18 protein-coding genes are annotated in these 19,102 nt (G+C 70.1%); 10 read left to right on the top strand and 8 right to left on the bottom strand.

Annotated elements, in window-relative coordinates; translation table 11 throughout:
• Positions 1-32: 32 nt before the first annotated feature.
• The 4 genes from ABZ412_RS23725 to ABZ412_RS23710 all read right to left on the bottom strand — a co-directional run bounded on the left by ABZ412_RS23725 (position 33) and on the right by ABZ412_RS23710 (position 3,277).
• Positions 33-1,547 (bottom strand): histidine kinase N-terminal domain-containing protein, encoded by a 1,515-nt coding sequence (locus ABZ412_RS23725; RefSeq protein ID WP_357283632.1) that lies wholly within the window; start codon positions 1,545-1,547, stop codon positions 33-35.
• An 86-nt stretch (positions 1,548-1,633) separates the two neighbouring features.
• Positions 1,634-1,849, bottom strand: a complete 216-nt coding sequence (locus ABZ412_RS23720; RefSeq protein ID WP_213559751.1) for a biotin/lipoyl-binding carrier protein — start codon at positions 1,847-1,849, stop codon at positions 1,634-1,636.
• Between the two features lie 247 nt (positions 1,850-2,096).
• Positions 2,097-2,378, bottom strand: coding sequence for a mycothiol system anti-sigma-R factor (rsrA, locus tag ABZ412_RS23715; protein ID WP_357283734.1), 282 nt, complete (start codon positions 2,376-2,378; stop codon positions 2,097-2,099).
• 65 nt (positions 2,379-2,443) lie between these two features.
• A complete protein-coding gene (locus ABZ412_RS23710; RefSeq protein WP_357087019.1) occupies positions 2,444-3,277 on the bottom strand; it encodes a sigma-70 family RNA polymerase sigma factor in 834 nt (277 codons plus the stop codon).
• 129 nt (positions 3,278-3,406) lie between these two features.
• On the opposite strand from ABZ412_RS23710, the gene ybaK reads away from it, so the two are divergent.
• The 4 genes from ybaK (at position 3,407) to ABZ412_RS23690 (ending at position 6,759) form a co-directional block, all read left to right on the top strand.
• Positions 3,407-3,898, top strand: coding sequence for a Cys-tRNA(Pro) deacylase (ybaK, locus tag ABZ412_RS23705; RefSeq protein ID WP_357283629.1), 492 nt, complete (start codon positions 3,407-3,409; stop codon positions 3,896-3,898).
• A gap of 156 nt (positions 3,899-4,054) precedes the next feature.
• Positions 4,055-4,600 carry a MarR family winged helix-turn-helix transcriptional regulator gene (locus tag ABZ412_RS23700; RefSeq protein WP_357283626.1) on the top strand — a complete coding sequence of 182 codons (546 nt, stop codon included), beginning with the start codon at positions 4,055-4,057 and terminating at the stop codon, positions 4,598-4,600.
• Positions 4,597-6,288: an MDR family MFS transporter gene (locus tag ABZ412_RS23695; RefSeq protein ID WP_357283623.1), complete on the top strand. Its 1,692-nt coding sequence runs from the start codon at positions 4,597-4,599 to the stop codon at positions 6,286-6,288. The genes ABZ412_RS23700 and ABZ412_RS23695 overlap by 4 nt, the downstream gene beginning before the upstream one ends.
• 168 nt (positions 6,289-6,456) lie before the next feature.
• Positions 6,457-6,759, top strand: coding sequence for a hypothetical protein (locus tag ABZ412_RS23690; protein ID WP_357283621.1), 303 nt, complete (start codon positions 6,457-6,459; stop codon positions 6,757-6,759).
• A 34-nt stretch (positions 6,760-6,793) separates the two neighbouring features.
• Here ABZ412_RS23690 and ABZ412_RS23685 read toward each other — a convergent pair whose 3' ends face one another.
• The gene (locus ABZ412_RS23685) at positions 6,794-7,561 is read right to left on the bottom strand and encodes an SOS response-associated peptidase (protein ID WP_357283732.1); all 768 of its coding nucleotides are present in this window, start codon (positions 7,559-7,561) and stop codon (positions 6,794-6,796) included.
• 146 nt (positions 7,562-7,707) lie between these two features.
• Here ABZ412_RS23685 and ABZ412_RS23680 point away from each other — a divergent pair, with 146 nt between their 5' ends.
• Entirely contained in the window at positions 7,708-9,216 is a 1,509-nt protein-coding gene (locus ABZ412_RS23680; RefSeq protein ID WP_357283618.1) for an aldehyde dehydrogenase family protein, read from the top strand.
• Between the two features lie 52 nt (positions 9,217-9,268).
• Here ABZ412_RS23680 and ABZ412_RS23675 read toward each other — a convergent pair whose 3' ends face one another.
• Positions 9,269-9,559 carry a hypothetical protein gene (locus ABZ412_RS23675; RefSeq protein ID WP_357283615.1) on the bottom strand — a complete coding sequence of 97 codons (291 nt, stop codon included), beginning with the start codon at positions 9,557-9,559 and terminating at the stop codon, positions 9,269-9,271.
• A gap of 106 nt (positions 9,560-9,665) precedes the next feature.
• On the opposite strand from ABZ412_RS23675, the gene aroA reads away from it, so the two are divergent.
• The 4 genes from aroA (at position 9,666) to ABZ412_RS23655 (ending at position 12,757) form a co-directional block, all read left to right on the top strand.
• Entirely contained in the window at positions 9,666-10,967 is a 1,302-nt protein-coding gene (aroA, locus tag ABZ412_RS23670) for a 3-phosphoshikimate 1-carboxyvinyltransferase (RefSeq protein ID WP_357283612.1), read from the top strand.
• Positions 10,964-11,971 (top strand): ribosome small subunit-dependent GTPase A, encoded by a 1,008-nt coding sequence (gene rsgA / locus ABZ412_RS23665; RefSeq protein ID WP_357283730.1) that lies wholly within the window; start codon positions 10,964-10,966, stop codon positions 11,969-11,971. Before aroA ends, rsgA begins: the two co-directional genes overlap by 4 nt.
• Positions 11,972-12,049: 78 nt before the next feature.
• On the top strand, positions 12,050-12,205 hold the full coding sequence (locus tag ABZ412_RS23660; RefSeq protein ID WP_357283610.1) for a hypothetical protein: 156 nt from the start codon (positions 12,050-12,052) through the stop codon (positions 12,203-12,205).
• A gap of 27 nt (positions 12,206-12,232) precedes the next feature.
• On the top strand, positions 12,233-12,757 hold the full coding sequence (locus ABZ412_RS23655) for a nitroreductase family deazaflavin-dependent oxidoreductase (protein ID WP_357283607.1): 525 nt from the start codon (positions 12,233-12,235) through the stop codon (positions 12,755-12,757).
• Between the two features lie 6 nt (positions 12,758-12,763).
• Here ABZ412_RS23655 and ABZ412_RS23650 read toward each other — a convergent pair whose 3' ends face one another.
• Positions 12,764-15,541, bottom strand: a complete 2,778-nt coding sequence (locus tag ABZ412_RS23650) for a LuxR family transcriptional regulator (protein ID WP_357283728.1) — start codon at positions 15,539-15,541, stop codon at positions 12,764-12,766.
• A gap of 344 nt (positions 15,542-15,885) precedes the next feature.
• Here ABZ412_RS23650 and ABZ412_RS23645 point away from each other — a divergent pair, with 344 nt between their 5' ends.
• Entirely contained in the window at positions 15,886-16,203 is a 318-nt protein-coding gene (locus tag ABZ412_RS23645; RefSeq protein ID WP_357283604.1) for a hypothetical protein, read from the top strand.
• A 37-nt stretch (positions 16,204-16,240) separates the two neighbouring features.
• Here ABZ412_RS23645 and ABZ412_RS23640 read toward each other — a convergent pair whose 3' ends face one another.
• Positions 16,241-18,862, bottom strand: a complete 2,622-nt coding sequence (locus ABZ412_RS23640) for a LuxR C-terminal-related transcriptional regulator (RefSeq protein WP_357283601.1) — start codon at positions 18,860-18,862, stop codon at positions 16,241-16,243.
• Positions 18,863-19,102 lie beyond the last annotated feature (240 nt).

Here is a 19,102-nt window from a genome sequence, read left to right as displayed (position 1 = left end):
CACGCCCGAACTTATGCGTCGAAGTTGATATTTCAGCGCGCGGAGCGCCGGCCGAGCGGAACTCGCAGCACCGCGTCGGTTCCGACATCGGCTCCGGGGTGAAGTCCGATCGAGCCGCCCAATTCCGCCGTGACCAGTGTGCGGACGATTTGCAGGCCCAACCGGTCGGAGGCTTCCAGGCTGAATCCGTCGGGCAGGCCGCGGCCGTCGTCGCTGATGATGACGTCGAGCCAGCGGGCCGAACGCTCGGAACGGATTGTGACCGTACCGTTCTCACCCGCGTCGAAGGCGTGCTCGATGGCGTTCTGCACCAGCTCGGTCAGCACCATGACCAGCGGCGTGGCGCGTTCGGCGGAGAAGACGCCCAGGGACCCGGCGCGGCGGACCTTGATGCGGGCGGTGTGCACGGTCGCCACGTCGGCCATGATCGGCAGCAGGCGGTCCACCACCTCGTCCAGATCGACCTCTTCGTCAACCGACATCGACAACATTTCGTGCACGGACGCGATGGAGGTGACCCGGCGGACCGATTCGGTCAGCGCCAGGCGGGCCTCCTCGTTCTCGGTGCGGCGGGCCTGCAGGCGCAGCAGCGCGGCCACCGTCTGCAGGTTGTTCTTCACCCGGTGGTGGATCTCGCGGATGGTGGCGTCCTTGGACAGCAGCGCGCGGTCGCGGCGCTTCACCTCGGTCACGTCGCGGACCAGCACGGCGGCGCCGCCGAGCTCACCGTGCGGCCGCAGCACCAGGGTGCGCAGCAGCACGGTGGCGCCGCGCGCCTCGACTTCCATTCGGCGCCCGCCCTTTCCGGCCAGGGCCGCCTGGATGTCGCCGACCACCTCCTGCGCGTCGAACGGGTCGGTGATGAGCGAACGGGTGGTCAGGGCCAGGTCCTGGCCGACCAGATCGTTCTGCAGACCCATGCGGTGATACGCCGACAGCGCGTTGGGGCTGGCGTAGACGACGGTGCCCTCGGTGTCGAGGCGGATGAAACCGTCGCCCGCGCGCGGGCTGGAATGCGAGCCGGTGCGGTCCTCGAGCGCCGGCCAGGTGCCGTCGGCGACCATCTGGCACAGGTCGTCGGCACAGGACATGTACGCGATCTCGAGACTGGACCGCATCTTGCGGCGCTGGGTGTCGGTATCGCGGCCGAGCACGGCGATGATGTCGTCGCCGACCCGCACCGGAATGGCCTCGCGCATGGCGTGCACGGGATGCGGGTGATAGACCCCGGTCAGCGCGGTGTCGGCCTCGAAGCGCTGGATATCGGCGTTCAGCAGGGCCTCGAACACGTGCGGATTCGACTCTTTGGTGGCGTAGCCGCCGACCAGGTCCTCCGGATGCACGGTGGGGGCGGTGGTGGGGCGGCACTGGGCGACGCAGACCACCTCCGCGCCCTCGGTCACCGGTCCGGTCCCCACCCAGAGCAGCAGATCCGCGAAGGACAGATCCGCCAGCAGCTGCCAATCCCCCACCACCCGCTGCAAATGGTCGACAGCCGCGCCCGGTAGATCGGTGTGCTCGGCCAGTAGCTCACTCAGGGTCGACATTCACCCACACTCCTCTGTTCCCACGTCGCGTGTATGTTCCCATGCGACACGGCAAGGATGCGTCAGGAGCGGCTGGGGGCTCTCACTCAGGAGATGACGGCGATGAGGTCGCCGGGCTGCAGGACGTCGCCGGGCTTGACGTTGATCGAGGCCACGGTGCCGGGGCCCTCGACGATGACCGGGATCTCCATCTTCATCGACTCGAGCATGACCACCGGGTCGTCGGCCTTCACTTCGTCGCCGACGGAGACCAGGATCTCCTGAACGGTCGACACCATCTCGGCCAGCACTTCCTCAGCCATGAACACCTCTCGTTTCGAGTGACCTGTAGCCCCTGAAGGTACAGCAGATCACCCGTGAAAGAATGGCGACCGACTGAAGGGAGATTACCTATGGGTAAGCGTGGACGTAAGAAGCGTGGCCGCAAGAAGAATGCCGCCAACCACGGCAAGCGGCCGAACGCCTGAGCTGCTTCGATAAGCTCGAAAACTGCTGAGCGGCACCACTTCCCACTCGGGAAGGGTGCCGCTCAGCTGTATCCGGGATGTCTTATTCAGCCGTTTCGGCCCGGGTCTGGATGACCGTGTAGCTGGTCCGGATCTCCATGGTCAGGCGCTGACGCAGGGAATCGGGCGCGCGGTCGCCGCCGCACTTGCGGTTCAGCAGCGACTTGAGCTTCTCCTCCAGGCCGTAGGCCTCGACACACGGCGAACAGCGGTCGATGTGCTCACGCAGCCGCGCCTTCACGGTCTCGTCGCACTCGTTGTCCAAGAGCAGCCAGACATCGGCAAGCACCGCCGAGCAATCCAGTTCTTCCATCTCGTCGCTCATGCCTCCGCTTCGCTCCGGCCCGAGCGACGCGTCGGCTGTGCCCATTTTCCGCTCGCTGCGCTCGCTCACTGGGTTACCTCCTCGCGCGCCGCATCGCTGCCCGACCGGTTGAATCCACGTTCCCGCGCCACGTCCGCGAGCAGGCCCTTGAGCTGCTTGCGGCCCCGGTGCAGGCGGGACATGACAGTACCGATGGGAGTACCCATGATCTCGGCGATTTCCTTGTAGGGGAAGCCCTCCACGTCGGCGTAGTACACCGCCATCCGGAACTCCTCCGGCAGCGACTGCAGAGCGGCCTTGATGTCGTCGTCCGGCAGGGCCTCGAGCGCCTCCATCTCCGCGGAGCGCAGGCCCTGGGAGGTGTGTTCGGCAGTGGCGGCGAGCTGCCAGTCGGTGATCTCGTCGGTCGGATACTGCGCGGGCTGGCGCTGCTTCTTCCGGTACGAGTTGATGTAGGTGTTGGTGAGGATGCGGTACAGCCAGGCCCGCAGGTTGGTGCCCTCACGGAAGGATTTGAAGCCCTGGTAGGCCTTGGCGAAGGTCTCCTGCACCAGGTCCTCGGCATCGGCCGGGTTGCGGGTCATGCGCAGGGCCGCGCCGTAGAGCTGGTCCAGCAGCGGCAGCGCGTCGCGTTCGAACCGGGCGGCCAGTTCGGCCGTCGATTCGGAGCTCCTGGCACCGGATTCGCTCACTTCGTCGTCATAGTCGACCGCTTGGTCGTCACCGGCGTCGATGCTGTCCGCATCGTCATCACGCCGGCGATCGACCATGTCGTCGTCGCTCGTCACGCTAATCCCTTCGATCGCCGTAGCAATTGAATCTACCGCGAACAGGGATTCGGCCCGGAAACCGGTTGGTCGCTCCTCGAGCAGAACGGACACCGACTCCTCCTTGGTCATGGGATCGAGTGCTTCCCGTCCGTGGGCCCGACGGTTGCCGAGAAGCGCGTATCGCATGCAACAGGGTGAACGCTCCGCCTGTTCCCACACTCTGAAATCGGCTTGCGCGCGGTGTCTAGGGTGAGCCGCATGGCCGCTTCTACTCCCGCGATCAAAGCCCTGGTTCAGGCGAAGGTGGAGCATCGGGTGCACGCGTATGCCCATGACCCGCGCAGTGATTCGTACGGCGCGGAGGCGGTGGACGCGCTGGCGGCCGAGGTCGGGGTGAGCGCCGGGCAGATCTTCAAGACGCTGGTGATCGAGCTGGGTTCGGGCGGGCTCGCGGTGGCGGTGCTGCCGGTGCCGACCACGCTGTCGCTGAAGGCGGCGGCCGCGGCGCTGGGCGGCGGCAAGGCGGCGATGGCCGACAAGGCGAAGGCCGAGCGCACGACCGGCTATGTGCTGGGCGGGATTTCGCCGCTGGGACAGAAGAAGCGCCTGCCGACGATCGTCGATTCCTCGGCGCTGGAGTGGGATCGGGTGCTGTGCAGCGCGGGCAGGCGCGGACTGGAGATCGAGCTCGCGCCTGCGGATCTGGTGCGGCTGGCGGGGGCGGTGACCGCCGCGATCGCGGTGGCCTGACCTGCCGATTTATGGGCGAATTGTCCGATTCGGCCGTGAGCGGAGACACAACCTCCGGAAACCCCTTGCCAAGTGACAACTATGTCGGAATACTTGCGCCGTACAACTAGTTGCCTTTTACAAGCAATTGCCCGACGCAAGGAGGTGAGACCGACCGTGACCGACGATGACCCGGCGACCACCACCGACATCGACGACGGCCTTGTCGATGCCATCGCCTACGAGATCGCCCGGCTCACCAAGCTGCGCGATCGCACCAACGCGCAGATCTCGGCGCTCACCGGGGGCGAGATCGAACCGGCCGCGTTCAGCATCCTGTTCCAGCTGATCCACGGCGGCCCGAAACGCTCGGGCGCGCTCGCCGAGGCCCTCTACTCCGACGCCTCGACCATCAGCCGCCAGGTCGCGAGCCTGGTCAAGCGCGGACTCATCGAGCGCCGTGCCGACCCCGCCGACGGCCGCGCCAGCGTGCTCGACGTGACCCCCGCGGGACGCACCGTGGCCGCACAGATCCGGGCCCGCCGCAACGACTCGCTGCGCGACATCCTCACCGACTGGACCCCCGGCGAACGGGAGGTCTTCTCCCGGCTGCTGCATCGCTTCGTCGACGGCTACGAGGGGACCCGGCAGCGCATGCTGGCCGATATCGCGGCCCACAAAGACCTGAAATCCTATTACGAACCCGCGGAGAGCAATTCGTGACAACCCAAACCACAGCGGCGGAGCCGGAACTCAATTCGGCCGGCTTCACCCACAAGCAGATCCTGGTGATCATGAGCGGCCTGATGATGGGCATGCTGCTGGCCGCCCTCGATCAGACCATCGTGTCGACCTCCATCCGCACCATCGCCGATGAGCTGCAGGGCTATTCGGCGCAGGCGTGGGTCACCACCGCCTACCTGATCACCTCGACGCTGGCCACCCCGCTCTACGGCAAGCTGTCGGACATGTACGGCCGCAAGCCGTTCTATCTGGCCGCCATCACCATCTTCGTGGCCGGTTCGCTGGCCTGTTCCATGGCGACCTCGATGTACCAACTGGCCGCCTTCCGGGCCTTCCAGGGCCTGGGCGCGGGCGGTCTGATGTCGCTGGCGCTGACCATCATGGGCGACATCGTGTCCCCGCGGGAACGCGCCCGCTACCAGGGCTACTTCCTGGCCGTGTTCGGCACCTCCAGCGTGGTGGGACCCGTCATCGGCGGTCTGCTCTCGGGCACCGACCAGATCCTGGGCGTCACCGGCTGGCGCTGGGTGTTCCTGGTGAACGTGCCGGTCGGCATCCTCGCGCTGGCCGTGGTGACCCGCGTGCTCAAGCTGCCCAAGCGTCCCGGCAACAAGGTCGCCATCGACTGGATGGGCATCTCGGCGCTGATCGTCGGCCTGGTGCCGCTGCTGGTGATCGCCGAGCAGGGCCGCGAATGGGGTTGGACCAGTGGACATGCCATCATCTGCTACGCCCTCGGCGCGTTCGGCGTACTGACCTTCATCGCGGTCGAGGCCAAGCAGGGCGACGCCGCGCTGATCCCGCTGCGCATGTTCAAGAACTCCACCTTCGCCCTGGGCGTGCTCATCTCGGTGGTGGTCGGTGCGGCCATGTTCGGCGGCATCACCCTGCTGCCGCAGTACCTGCAGGTGGTGCAGGGCGCGAGCCCGACCAAGGCGGGTCTGCTGATGCTGCCGCTGGTGGCGGGCATGATGACCGGCTCGATCCTGGCGGGTCAGCTGATCTCGCGGACCGGACGGTACAAGTACTTCCCGCCGGTCGGCGCGGGGCTGCTCACCGCGGGCCTGTTCCTGCTGCACCTGGTCTCGGCCGATACCAAGCTGTGGATCGTCATGATCTTCATGGCCATCACCGGCTTCGGCCTGGGCAATCTGATGCAGCCGCTGACCCTGGCGCTGCAGAACGCGTTGCCGCCCAAGGACATGGGCGTGTCCACCGCCGCCGCGACCTTCTTCCGGCAGATCGGCGGCACCCTGGGTGTGGCGGTGTTCCTGTCGGTGCTGTTCACCCAGCTCGCCCCGAACATCACCACCTCGCTCGAGTCCGCCGCCCAGCAGCCCGCCTACGTGCAGGCCATCAAGGACGGCATGACCAGCGACAACCCGGTCGACAAGCAGGTCGCCCAGGGCCTGGTCGCCAAGGATCCGGCGGTCGCGAACCAGGTGCTCAACGACAGCTCGGTCATCCAGAAGCTGGACCCGACCCTGGCGCATCCGTTCAAGGAGGGCTTCGCCGAGTCCATGGACCGGGTGTTCCTGGCGGCCACCGGCGTCGCGCTGATCGCCTTCATCCTGGTGCTGTTCTGGAAGGAGGTGCCGCTGCGGACCGCGGGCGGCATCCAGGCCCGGGACGAGGCCGCCGAGAAGGCGGATCCCGCGACGGTCTGACCGGCGACAACCGAATCGACAGTGCCCCTGCCGCGGAGACGCGGCGGGGGCACTGTCATTTCACTATCCCCGCGGTTTTCTGTGAGTTACTGGGGAGCGAGCAGTGAGATCGTTGTGAACGTGTGCAGTCCGCAAGGTCCGATTCGAACCGAGGATGTGATGCGGTTTATGTCTCGCCAACGGCGTATTCACACAATTGCCGCCGCCGGAGTACTCGCGCTGGCGCTGAGCGCGGGCCCGGTGACCATCGTGACCGCGACGGCCGCGCCGGTCCCGGTGCCCGTCGCGCCGCAGGGCCCGAGCTTCCCGGATCCGGGAGCCCCCGGTGGAGGGGCCGCACCCAAGAAGGATGAGAAGGTCGACAAGGCCGAGAAGCTCGGCGGCGGGATCGTCACCAAGATGATCGACTCCATGGCCGACACCTTGAAGTGCGTGCTGAATATCGGCATCCCGACGGTGAAGTGCGGCTGATCCGACCGCTCGGGACTCTCTCGCGGGTAGCCGGTCAGATCAGGCTGATCTGACCGGCCTGTTCGTCGACGGTCGCCAACAGGTCCGGGCCGTTGTTCTTGACGCTGTTCACCAGCGACGGCACCGCGCGGATCACGATGTCCGAAACCGCCGCGGCGGCAGGCGTTTCCAGCAGTTCCTCCGGGGCCGGGTGATCCGGATCCAGCCAGGCCGCCCAGTGTTCGCGCGGCATGGGCAGCGGCATGCGGTCGTGGACCTTGCTGAGATCGCCGACGGCGTCGGTGGTCAGGATCGTGCAGGACAGCAGCGGCTGTGCGGCGTCACCGAGCTCGCGGTCGCGCCAGACCGACCACAGGCCCGCCATATAGAGGCGGCCGCCGTCGGCGCGGGACATGAAGTACGGGCGCTTGACGGCCTTGCCGGCGCCGCCCGCCTCGGTGATCCACTCGTACCAGCCGTCCATCGGTACCAGGCAGCGGCGCTTCTTCACCGCGTCGCGGAAGGAGGCGGTGGTGGCGGCCTTGTCGGCGCGGGCGTTGAAGAGCGGTTTGCCCTTCACCGGGACGCCCGGCTCGGCGGTCTTGGTCCAGGGTGGGATCAATCCCCAGCGCATGGCCCGGAGGCGCAGGGCGGCCGGGTCCTCGGGGTGGTCGCGGTCGTGGCGTTCGACGACGGTGAGCACCTGGTTGGTGGGGGCCACGTTGTAGTTGGGGTCGAAGCCCTTGTCGCCGGTCTCGTCGATGGCGTCGAGCTCGACGGCCAGCTTCGCGGGATTCGTCGTGGTCGCGTATCTACCGCACATGCCGACCATGCTGCCACCGGTCACCGACACCCACCAGGACCACCGCGCCCGCGAATCGAATCGACATCGATGTGATGGCAATTGACATCACTTGGACGGTGTGAGACGTTCGTCTCATCAAACTCTCATCAAGGGATCGCCGCACAATGACTGCAACCGAAGCCGCCCCGCTCGATCAGGCCGAGACGCTGACTTCCGTCAACCCTGCCACCGGCGAGGCCCTCGCCACTTACCGGATCGATGATGAGGCGGCCGTGCGCGCTGCCGTCGCCAAAGCCCGCAGCGCCGCCGCCACCTGGGGCGCGCTGAGCTACGCCGAGCGCAAGAAGCACGTGCTGCGCTGGGGCAGCAAGCTCGTCGAGAAGTCCGACGAGTTGTGCGAGCTCATCCACGCCGAGAACGGCAAACCCGTCGACGACGCCTTCCTCGAGCTCATGCTGGCGCTCGAGCACATCAAGTGGGCCGCCTCCAACGCCGAGAAGGTACTCAAGCCGCGCAAGGTCGCGCCGGGCGCGTTCATGGCCAACTTCGCCGCGCACCTGGAGTACCGCCCGCTGGGCGTGGTCGGCATCATCGGCCCCTGGAACTACCCCGTCTACACACCCAACGGCTCCATCGCCTACGCGCTGTCCGCGGGCAACTGCGTGGTGTTCAAGCCGAGCGAATTCTCCACCGGCATCGGCAATTTCGTGGCCGAGGCGTTCGCCGAGGCGAACCCGGAACTGCCGGACGGGGTGTTCATCACCATCAACGGCTACGGGGCCACCGGCGCCGCGCTGGTGAAGTCCGGCGTCGACAAGCTGGCGTTCACCGGATCCACCGCGACCGGTAAGAAGATCATGGCCTCGGCCGCCGAGTCGCTCACCCCGGTGTTGCTGGAGTGCGGCGGCAAGGACGCGGTGATCGTGGCCGCCGACGCCGACATCAAGGCCGCCGCCGACGCCGTCGCCTGGGGCGCCACCGCCAACTCCGGCCAGACCTGCGCGGGCGTCGAGCGCGTCTACGTGGACAAGTCCATCGCCACCGAGTTCGTCGCCGAGGTCAAGCGCATCCTCACCGACATCAAGCCCGGCTCCGACGACAAGGCCTCCTACGGGCCGATGACCATGCCGAGCCAGGTCGACATCGTGCGCCGGCACATCGAGGACGCGCTGAAGAACGGCGGCACCGCGGTGCTCGGCGGCCCCGAGTCCGTCAAGGGCTCCTTCATCGACCCGGTCATCCTGGTCGACGTGGACGAGTCCTCGGAAGCGGTGTGCGAGGAGACCTTCGGCCCGACCGTCACCATCCGCACCGTCAGCGGCGTCGACGAGGCCGTGGAGCTCACCAACAAGAGCAAGTACGGCCTGGGCTCGGCGGTCTACTCCAAGAAGCAGGGCATGGAGATCGCCCGGCGCCTGCAGGTCGGCTGCACCTCGGTGAACTCGGTGCTGTCCTACGCCGCCATCTCCGGCCTGCCCTTCGGCGGCGTCCGCGATTCCGGCATCGGCCGCATCCACGGCGCCCCCGGCCTGCTGGAATTCGCCCGCCCGCACTCGATCGCGGTGCAGCGCTTCACGATTCCGGGCATGGCGCTGCTGTCCTACACCCGCACCGACCGCACCATGAAGCTGCTCCGCAAGATCGTGCCCCTGGTGCACGGCCGGGCCAAGTAAGCGAAACACCCACCGCGACAACGCCGGTCCCTACGGGGACCGGCGTTGTGCGTCAGGTGGTCGGCGGCAACGGCGGTGCCGCGAAGAACTCCTCGAGCGGGGTCGGGCCGGTGTAGCGCCGGCAATTGCAACGCGCCCAGGCTTTGATGCCCGCCCCGGTCTTGCGGAAGTTCTCGGCGTGGCAGTGGCCCGCTTCACGGTCGTGCAGGGCCAGGTCGTGGCCGCAGCCGCAGAGCGCCGGACTCGGCTGCTCGGACTTGATGCGGCGGGAACCGAATCGGCCCGCGAGCCAGCCGCCGCCGACGAGCGCGCCACCGATTACCAGGCTGATGGGATCGATCACCCACCCAGCATACGTACTTGTATACGTATACGTCGAAGGGTTGCGGTCCGGGCGAGAACGGGACGTGCGCCCCCCGAGACCCCGGTCATTTGGGAGGATGGGCATTGTGACTTTCTGGCCCGCGCCCCATGTCCGAGTTCCCGTCCACGCTTCCGTGACCCTGCCCGGGTCCAAATCCATTACCAATCGGGCGCTGATCCTCGCCGCGCTGGCGGATCGGCCGTCCACCATCACCGGGGCGTTGCGCAGCCGGGACACCGATCTGATGATCGCGGCGCTGCGGGCCATGGGCGCCGGGATCGAGGGTGACGGCAGCACGCTGGTGGTGACTCCGCCCGCCGAATTCGGTAGCGCCATGGTCGATTGCGGGCTGGCGGGCACGGTCATGCGGTTCCTGCCGCCGGTGGCGGCGCTGGCGCGCGGCGACGTCGCCTTCGACGGCGACGAGCAGGCGCGGGCGCGGCCGCTGGGCACGATCCTGGACGCGCTGCGGGCGCTGGGCCTCGACATCGACGGCAACCGGCTGCCTTTCGTGGTGCACGGGACGGGGGCGCTGCGCGGCGGGCCGGTCACCATCGACGCGTCGGGTTCCTCACAGTTCGTGTCGGGGCTGCTGCTGTCGGCGGCGCGGTTCGAGCAGGGCGTCACCGTGAACCACGACGGCGCGGCGCTGCCGTCCATGCCGCACATCGAGATGACCGTGGAGATGCTGCGCCGGGCCGACGTTCGCGTCGACGCCCCCAACGATCCGCGCAAGGCCCAGACCTGGACCGTCGCGCCCGGCCCGATCCGCGCGGTGGACTGGGACGTGGAGCCGGACCTGTCCAACGCCACCCCGTTCCTGGCCGCGGCGGCCGTCACCGGCGGCGAGGTGAGCATTCCGCACTGGCCGCGGATTACCACTCAGCCCGGCGACGTGATCCGCGAGATCCTGGTGCGCATGGGCGCGGAGGCGCGCTTCTTCGAGAACGTGCTGACCGTGCGCGGTCCGGAACGCCTGGCGGGCATCGACATCGACCTGCACGACGTGGGCGAGCTCACCCCGACCGTGGCCGCCCTTGCGGCCCTGGCGGATTCGCCGTCACGGCTGCGCGGCATCGCGCACCTGCGCGGCCACGAGACCGACCGGCTCGCGGCGCTGGCCACCGAGATCAACCGGCTCGGGGGCAAGGCCACCGAGACCGAGGACGGGCTGGCCATCGTGCCGAACCCGCTCACCGGCAGGCAGTGGCACTCCTACGCCGACCACCGGATGGCCACCGCGGGCGCGATCATCGGCCTGGTGACGCCGGGTGTCGAGATCGAGGACATCGGCACCACCGCCAAGACGCTGCCCGGATTCGTCGAGTTGTGGGAGAGCATGCTGGCCGGAGCGGACCACGCCGGCGAGCCGGGAGCAGGACGCTGAGGCGCCGCGAGTACGACGAGTCCGATGTCCGGGTGCGCCCGGGCAAGGGCTCGCGACCGCGCACCAAGACCCGGCCGCAACATCTGGATGCCGAAGCGGCCATGGTGGTCTCGGTGGACCGCGGCCGCTGGGGGTGCGTGCTGGACGGGGATCCGGAGCGCGGCGTGGTCGCCATGCGGGCGCGCGAGCTGGGCCGGACCCCGATCGTGGTCGGCGACCAGGTGGATCTGGTCGGCGACCTGTCCGGCAAGCCCGACACCCTGGCCCGCATCGTGCGGGTGTCCGAACGGCGAACGGTGTTGCGCCGCACCGCCGATGACACCGATCCGTTCGAGCGGGTGGTGGTGGCCAACGCCGAGCAGCTGTTCATCGTGGTGGCGCTGGCCGATCCGCCGCCGCGCACCGGGTTCGTGGAGCGGGCCATGGTCGCGGCGTATGTCGGTGGGCTGCAACCGATCCTGTGCCTCACCAAGCACGATCTGGCCGCCGACTCCGAATTCGCCTCGGCCTTCGAGGATCTGGATCTCACCATCGTCTACGCGGGCATCGAGGATCCCCTGGAGCCGGTGCTGGAGCTGCTCGACGACAAGCTGACCGCCTTCATCGGGCATTCGGGGGTGGGCAAGTCCACCCTGGTGAACCGGCTCGTCCCCGACGCCGAACGCGCGGTCGGTGAGGTGTCGGGGGTCGGCAAGGGCCGGCACACCTCGACCCAGTCGGTGGCGTTGCCGTTGCCTGACGATGGCTGGGTGGTCGACACGCCCGGCGTGCGCTCGTTCGGTTTGGCCCACATCACTCCCGACGACGTGATCGCCGCCTTCTCCGATCTGGCCGACGCCATCGAGGACTGCCCGCGCGGCTGCACCCATCTGGGCCCGCCGGCCGATCCGGAATGTGCACTCGACCTGCTGGAAGGCAAGGAGCAGCGGGTGGCGGCCATCCGCCGTCTGCTGACCGCGCTGAATTCCAACGACCCTTGGTTCCGCGGCAACAGCGAATCCTGAGGCGACACGGGCCGCCACTAGTAGCTGAAGAATCGCCCATTCGATACCTTTTGTGCATAACAGGCACGAAGGGAAGTCATGAGCGAGGAAACTCCGCCGCGCGAGCATGACGACGACGCCGACCCGCGCGAGGACGAGAAGAAACAACTGCGCCGCGAACACGACGAGGACCGCTCCCCCGCCGACCCGAACGACTGGAACGACGACTGGGACCGGGCGCGTTGGGCGCCCTAGCGGCGGCCCGGCAACATAATCGGGGACATGGTTTTCGCTGAATGGCAGCGCGGCCCCGGCGCTCCCGCCCGCTGGAATCCGCTCCCTCGACTGGGGCGGACGCTCGCTCGCCGCCGCACCGTCATGCGCGCCGCCCCGCTGGTCTTCGCACTGGAACGGCTCGCGCGGCGAACCACCAAGGGCCGCAAGGGGATTCTCGATGTGGCGGGTCTGCCCGCGGTAGTGCTGACGGTGGCGGGCCGCCGCACCGGGCTGCCGCGCACCGTCAGTCTGCTGTACACGCCCGATCTCCTGGACGAGAAGCGGTTCCTGATCGTCACGTCGAACTGGGGCAAGCCCGAACAGCCGTCCTGGTCGGCCAATCTGCGGCACGCCGAAGCGGCCGAGCTGATGGTGCGGGGCGAGCGGTTCCCGGTCCGGGTCCGGGAGCTCACCGGCGACGATCGGGATCGGGCCTGGCGGCGGGCGCTGGAATTCTGGCCCGGCTACGCCATGGAGCAGCGGCTGGCGGGGACGCGCCGGTTCCGGCTGTTCGAACTCACCCGCGCCTGAGCGGGGTCACAGCGGCGGGCGGGTCAGCCGCATGCCATTGTCGAAGTCGATGCCGCGCAGCTCGGAACGGCCGGTGAGACCGAGCTTCTCGAGAATCCGGGACATGTGGTGGCCGACGGTGCGCGGGCTGAGGAACAGTTCCGCGCCGATCTCCCGATTGGTGAGGCCCTGGGCGGCGAGGCGAGCCACCTGGGACTCCTGCACGGTCAGCGGAGTGTCCGAACCTCCGGCGGGTTTGGTCCCGGTGCCGGTGAGATCGAGTTCGGTGCGGGTGCGCGCGGCCCACGCGGTCGCGCCGATCAGCTCGAAACCGTCCGCGGCGAGCCGCAATTGCTCGGCGGCGTCGCGGCGGCGGCGGACCCGGCGCAGCCACTTGCCATAGAGCAGCTGGGTGCGGGCGCGCCCGAAACTGCCGTGCCGGGAATCGCCGACCGCGACGGCGCGCCGGTAGTAGTGCTCGGCGCGGTCCTCCTCCGCGAGCAGCGCGCGGCAGGCGTAGGCGGCGGCCAGCGCCCAGCGGGCGCGGGACCGCCGCGCCCAGAGCACGATGTGGTCCGAGTGCGCGGCGGCGTCGTCGAAACGACCCACGCGGCACGCCGCTTCGACGAGATCGAGGGTGGCCAGCCGGGCCAGCGTGGGATGCGCGGCCTCGTGGCCCGGCTGCGACAGCGCGCGCAGCCGGCGGTAGGCGGCCTCGGCGTCACCGGCGGTGAGCGCGTGGAAGCCGTGGTGCCAGTAGGCGCCGCCGGTGAGCAGCGGCACCGCGTGCGGGCGGGACAGCGCCAGCGCGCGCTCCACGCTGTCGGCCACCAGGTCCGCGTCGCCGCGCTGGGCGGCCAGCCGGGCCCGCAGGTTCCAGCACTGGGCGAGGATATTGTCCGCGCCCGGCCCCGACGCCAGGTCGAACGCCTCCTCGAGGGTGGTCTCCCCCGCCTCCCACCGCCCGGTGGCGAACTGCATGGTGGCCAGCTGCGGCAGCATCCCGACCGCCGCCGCCCGATCGCCCGCGGCCCGCAGCCCCGCCGCGACCGTCAGATACGGCTCCAGCCCCGCCTCGGCCAGCCCCCACTCCAGCAGTTGCGCCGCGGGCGGCAGCAGTTGCACCGCGTACGTCGGCGACGGCTCCGCCACCACGGCCTCCAGCTGCCCGTCCATCGGCCGGTCGACGCCCTGCCCGAGCACCCACTCGGTCCGCTCCGCCAAGAGCCGCAGTCCGGCGACCAGGTCGGCCCCGCGCTCGAGCCTCGAGCCCGCGAGGGTCGGCGCGGGTTCCGAATCTCGGCCGGACGGGACCGGATTCGCGCTCCTGACCGCGACTTCCTCCGGCCCGGTCGGAACGGGTGGCACCGTCGACGGGCCGACCAGGGTGGCGGGGGTTTGCGCGAGGCGGGCGGCGATGGCGTCGGCGTCGCGAAGCAGGAGGGTGTGGGCGCGGGCGGGGTCGCCGGCGACGAGTTCGAGGAGACCGGGCAGGCCCGCCGCGGCGGTGGTGATGGCGGCCGGGGTGGTGCGGGATTCGGCGAGGGTGAGCAGGCGGCGCGCGGATTCGATATCGCCGCCTTCCCACGCGAATTGGGCCGCCGCGGCGAGACGCAGACCCGCGGTGGCCGGATCGGCGGTGATGGCGGCGGCGCGGCGCAGGACGACGGCGGCGGCGAGGGGGCCATTGTGGCGCAGGACGCGGGGTGCGCCGTCGGCGAGGGCCCGGGCCAGTTCGGGATCCGGGGTGTCGAGTCCGGCGGCCAGGTGCCAGGCTCGGAGCTGTTCGGCGCCGGAGCCGGGGAGGGCGGCGGCCAATGCGAGGTGGACGGCGCGGCGCTGGGCGGGCGGGGCGGCATCGTAGGCCGCGCCGCCGAGCAGGCGGTGCCGCATGTCGACGCGGCCGTCGGTGACGACCAGCAGGCCCGCCTCGAACGCCCGCTCCCAATCCGCCGGGGCGACACCGAGTTCGGTGGCGGCGGACGTGATCGGGCACAGGGTGCCGCGGTCCTCGGCGGCCGTCACCACCAGCAGCAGGCGGACGCCGGGGTCCAGGGCGGCGAGCCGGTCGGCGAAGGCGGCGCGCAGGCGGGGGCCGAAAGGCGCGGGCCCCCACGCGATTCCGGCGCCGTCCTCGGTGTCGATCGGGAATTCGCGCAGGGCCAGGGGGTTTCCGCCGGCCAGCTTCAGCATGCGGTTCGCCCGGGGCGCGCCGACGCCGCCCGCCCGCCGCGCCAGCAGCCGCCGCGCCTCCGGGTCGGGCAACGGCGCGACCGGCAGTACCCGCAGTGACTGCCACACCGTGGTGGCGGGGCTGTCGCGCATGGCGACCAGCAGGGCCACCCGGACGCCGCCGAGGCGGCGCAACGCGAAGGTGAGAGCGCGGGCGGTCGCGAGATCCACCGACTGCGCGTCGTCGACGATGAGCAGGACCGGCTGATCCGCGGCCACGACCGCCAGCAGGGAGACCACGGCCGCGCCCACCAGGAACCGGTCCGCCGGGCCGGGGCCGCGGCCGAGGGCGGCGGTCAGGGCGCGGGCCTGCGGACCGGGCAGCGCGGGCACACGATCGGCGAGCGGGCCGAGCAGTTCGCGCAATGCCGCGAAATCCACTCCACTTTCGGCGGAATTTCCGCGGCAGTGCAGAACTCGAAATTCGGTGGCGCGTTGTTCGGCGTCACGCAGTAGCGCGGTTTTCCCGATCCCGGGTTCTCCCCAGAGCAGCATTCCCCCGCCGTGACCGGCACGCGCCCGAGTCAGGACCCGAGACAGTTCGTTCTGTTCTCGTTCCCTCCCCTGGAGCACCCGGATCTCGCGCACGTCGCAAGGTACCTCGCATTACGAGCAACCGACAAACCTGTAAACGCGACCTTCCCAGCGGCTGAGATCACCGCCGGGATAAGCGATTCCGGACATTTCGCGATCGACCGATTGACCGACCGATACGATGACCGATTCTCCATCGGATCGGGAGGACTAAAATGCGGGCGCGTTTAGGGAACCCCTGATTCGGACATCACTCCGAAACGCTTTCCATTGCATTCCCGGCGGCGCCCCGGTTAAACATTCCGGCCCGCACCGGGCCGGGCCCAGGACACGTTTCGGTCGCACGGCGTGCGGACCCCGCCGGAAATAGTTAGCCTGCGCAGGTGGAAGACCGTGAGCGCAAGGAATTTTCGCCGCTCCTCGACGCAGCCCTCGGCCCGGGAGCACCCGTCACCCCGGAGGTCCGGATCGGGCGCAACGACCCGGACGACGCGCTGCCCGAATGCGTCCGCTGCGGCAGACCCGCGGCATTGCACCTGCGCGCGGTGTGGCTGTCCACCCGCGCCGTCATGGCCGGGGACACCGACGTGGACAGCGTGATCCAGGTGCACGCCTGCGGCGGCTGCGCGGGCAGCGTGGCCGGAATGATCCTGATCAACTGGGACCCGCGCTACTGGGGCGAGTCGGTCAACCTGGACTGACCGGTCGCGGGCCACCGCACGCCGCGAGCCGGAAGCCTCAGCGCGGCCGCACGATTCGCATGCCGTTGTCGAAGTCGACATCCACCAGATCGGACCGGCCGCTGAGCCCCAGCTTGCCGAACACCCGCGACAGGTGGTGCCCGACGGTGCGGGGACTGAGGAACAGCTCGGTCCCGATCTCCCGATTGGTCAGCCCGTGGGCCGCCAACCGCGCCACCCGCAGCTCCTGCGCGGTCAGCACCGAGGTCTCGCCGTGCGCGGTGACCGGCGCGGCCCGGCGGCCGGTGAGTTCGAGCTCCTGCCGGGCGCGCAGCACCCACTGGGCCGCACCCATGCCCTCGAACGCCTCGGCGGCCGAACGCAATTGCTCGGCGGCGTCGGCGCGGCGGCGGGCCCGGCGCAGCCACTTGCCGTAGAGCAGGCGGGTGCGCACCTGGTTCAGATCGTGGCGGGTGCGCCGCACCGCCAGCGCGCGCCGGAAGTACTTGTCGGCGCGGTCGTCCGTGCACAGCAGCGCCCGGCAGGCGTAGGCGGCCGAGACCGCCCAGTCGGCGCGGGAGCGCAGCGCCCAGTCCCGGATCTCCTCGTAGTACCCGGCGGCCTCGTCGTGGCGGCCCACCCGGACCGCCGCCTCCACCAGATCCACCGCGGCCAGCCGCGCGTAGGTCGGATGCCGGGCGTCGTGGCCCGGCTGGGCCAGGGTGCGCAGGCGCAGGTAGGCGGTCTCCGGATCGCCGAGACTGAGGGCGTGGAAGCCCAGGTGCCAGTGCGCCGACGCGATGACCGCGTGCGCGCGCCGCGGCCGGGCCAGCGCCAGCACCTGATCCGCGGCCGCCAGCACCCCGTCCGAATCACCGTGCAGGGCGGCGATCTTCGCGCGCAGCGCCCAGCACTGGGCGAGCACGTTGTCCACGCCCCCGGCCTCGGCCAGCTCGAACGCCTCGGCCAGGGTGCGCTCGGCGGCCGGGAAGCGGCCATTGGCGAATTGCAGGATGGCCAGCTGCGGCAGTAGCGACACCGCCGCCGGGGCGGCGCTGCCCCGCAGCGACGCCGCCGCTTGGGTGTACGGCTCCAGGGCGGTCTCGGCCAACCCCCACAGCAGCACCAGCGGGGCGGGCGGCAGCGGCCGGATCATGGTGTGGAAGCGGGAGATGCCTTCCCGCACGGTCATTTCCGCGGGATCCAGGTCGAGCACGCCGTGCCCGGCGGCCCAGCGCGCGCGTTCGGCGTCGACCCGCAGGTTGGCGGCGGTCGCCGGGTCCACCAGTTCGGCGTCGCGCAGCAGCAGGCAGCTCGCCCGTTCCGGTTCTCCCGCAACGAATTCCAGCAGTCCGGCCAGACCGCGCGCGGCCGTCGCGGCCCGTTCGGGGCCCAGGCGCGCGACGGCGCGGTCGAGCAGGCCGTGCGCGGAGGCGATATCGCCGCCCGCCCAGGCGAATCGGCCCGCGGCGGCCAGCCGCTCCCCGGCCCGCTCCGGATCGGGTGAGATGGCGGCGGCCTGGCGCAGCATGGCTGCCGCGGCCATCGGCCCGTGCGCGGCGGCGGTCGCCCGTTCGGTCAGCGCGGCGGCGAGGTCCTCGTCGGGTCGGCCCGCGGCGAGGGCGCGATGCCAGGCGCTCAGGTCGTGATCGCCGGTCCCGGTCAGCGCGTCCGCGACGGCCAGCTGGGCGGCGCGGGTCTCGGCCACGGTCGCGGCCGCGTGCACGGCGGCGCACAGCAGCGCGTGGGTGCGTTCGACGCGGCCGTCGCTGATGGTGAGCAGTCCGGTCGCCGTGACGTACTCCCAGGCCCGGGAGTCCACGCCGAGGGCGGCCGCGGCGGCGGTGACGATGCCGAGCACGCCGCGGGTCTCGGTCGCGGCCACGGTCAGCAGGGTCCGGACGGTGGCGGGCAGGGCGGCGACGCGTTCGCCGAACGCGGTGCGCACGCCGGGGCCCAGCGCCATGGGTTCGGGGGCGGTGCCCGCGAGATCGCCCACGACACCGGGCAATTCGAGCAGCGCGAGGGGGTTGCCGCCGGCCACGGCGAGAATCCGGCTCAGGCGCAGCGCGCCGAGCGGGCCGTACCGGTCGGCGAGCAGACCGCGGGCCTCCGCGTCGGGCAGGCCGGTGACCCGCAGCGCGGGCAGGTCCCGCCACAGCGTGTCGGCGGGGTCGTCGCGCAGCGCCGCCAGCAGCGCGACGGGGGCGGCGGTGAGGCGGCGGATGGCGAAGACGATGGCCCGCGCCGATTCCGGGTCGACCAGGCGGGCCTCGTCCACGATCAGCAGCAGCGGCTGCTCGGCCGCCAGTTCGGTCAGCAGCCGCACCAGCGCCGCCCCCACCAGGAACGCGTCGGCGGGACCGGCGTCGAGGCCGAGCACCACGCCTAGGGCGCGGGCCTGGGCGGGCGGGAGCAGCGGCAGCCGGTCGGCGACCGGCAGCAGCAGCTCGTGCAGGGCCGCGTGGTCCAGGCCGGATTCGGCGCGGATGCCCTGGCAGCGCAGCACCCGGAAGTCCGCGGCCTGGTCGAGCGCGGCCCGGAGCAGGGCGGTCTTGCCGATCGCCGGATCCCCGGACAGCACCAGCGCCGCACCGCGGCCCGAACGCGCCTCCGCGAGAACGCTATCCACGTGGATGCGTTCTCGTTCCCTCCCGTAGAGCTTCAGGTCCTCCCACACATTCGGGAAATTTAGTCTAGCTAATAGCGTGCAACCAAGCCCTCCGCAAGTAACTGGCACAAATTGTCCCGAATGACGCAGATCACAAGATCAATAGGAGCAATTCAATTAACGCGCAACCGAGTTCGCGCGATATGAATACCCTCGCATCGGGGACCGCAAAAGCGAAAAGGCACAAATTAGGATACGCGCCCCAGGACCAGCCGCGCTACGAAAACAACTGTGCTCCCGGCGAATTCA

This window comes from Nocardia sp. NPDC005746, assembly GCF_040630785.1.
Classification (GTDB): Bacteria; Actinomycetota; Actinomycetes; order Mycobacteriales; family Mycobacteriaceae; genus Nocardia.
Note: the sequence above shows the minus strand (reverse complement) of the source record. Positions and strands in the feature narration are given on the sequence as shown.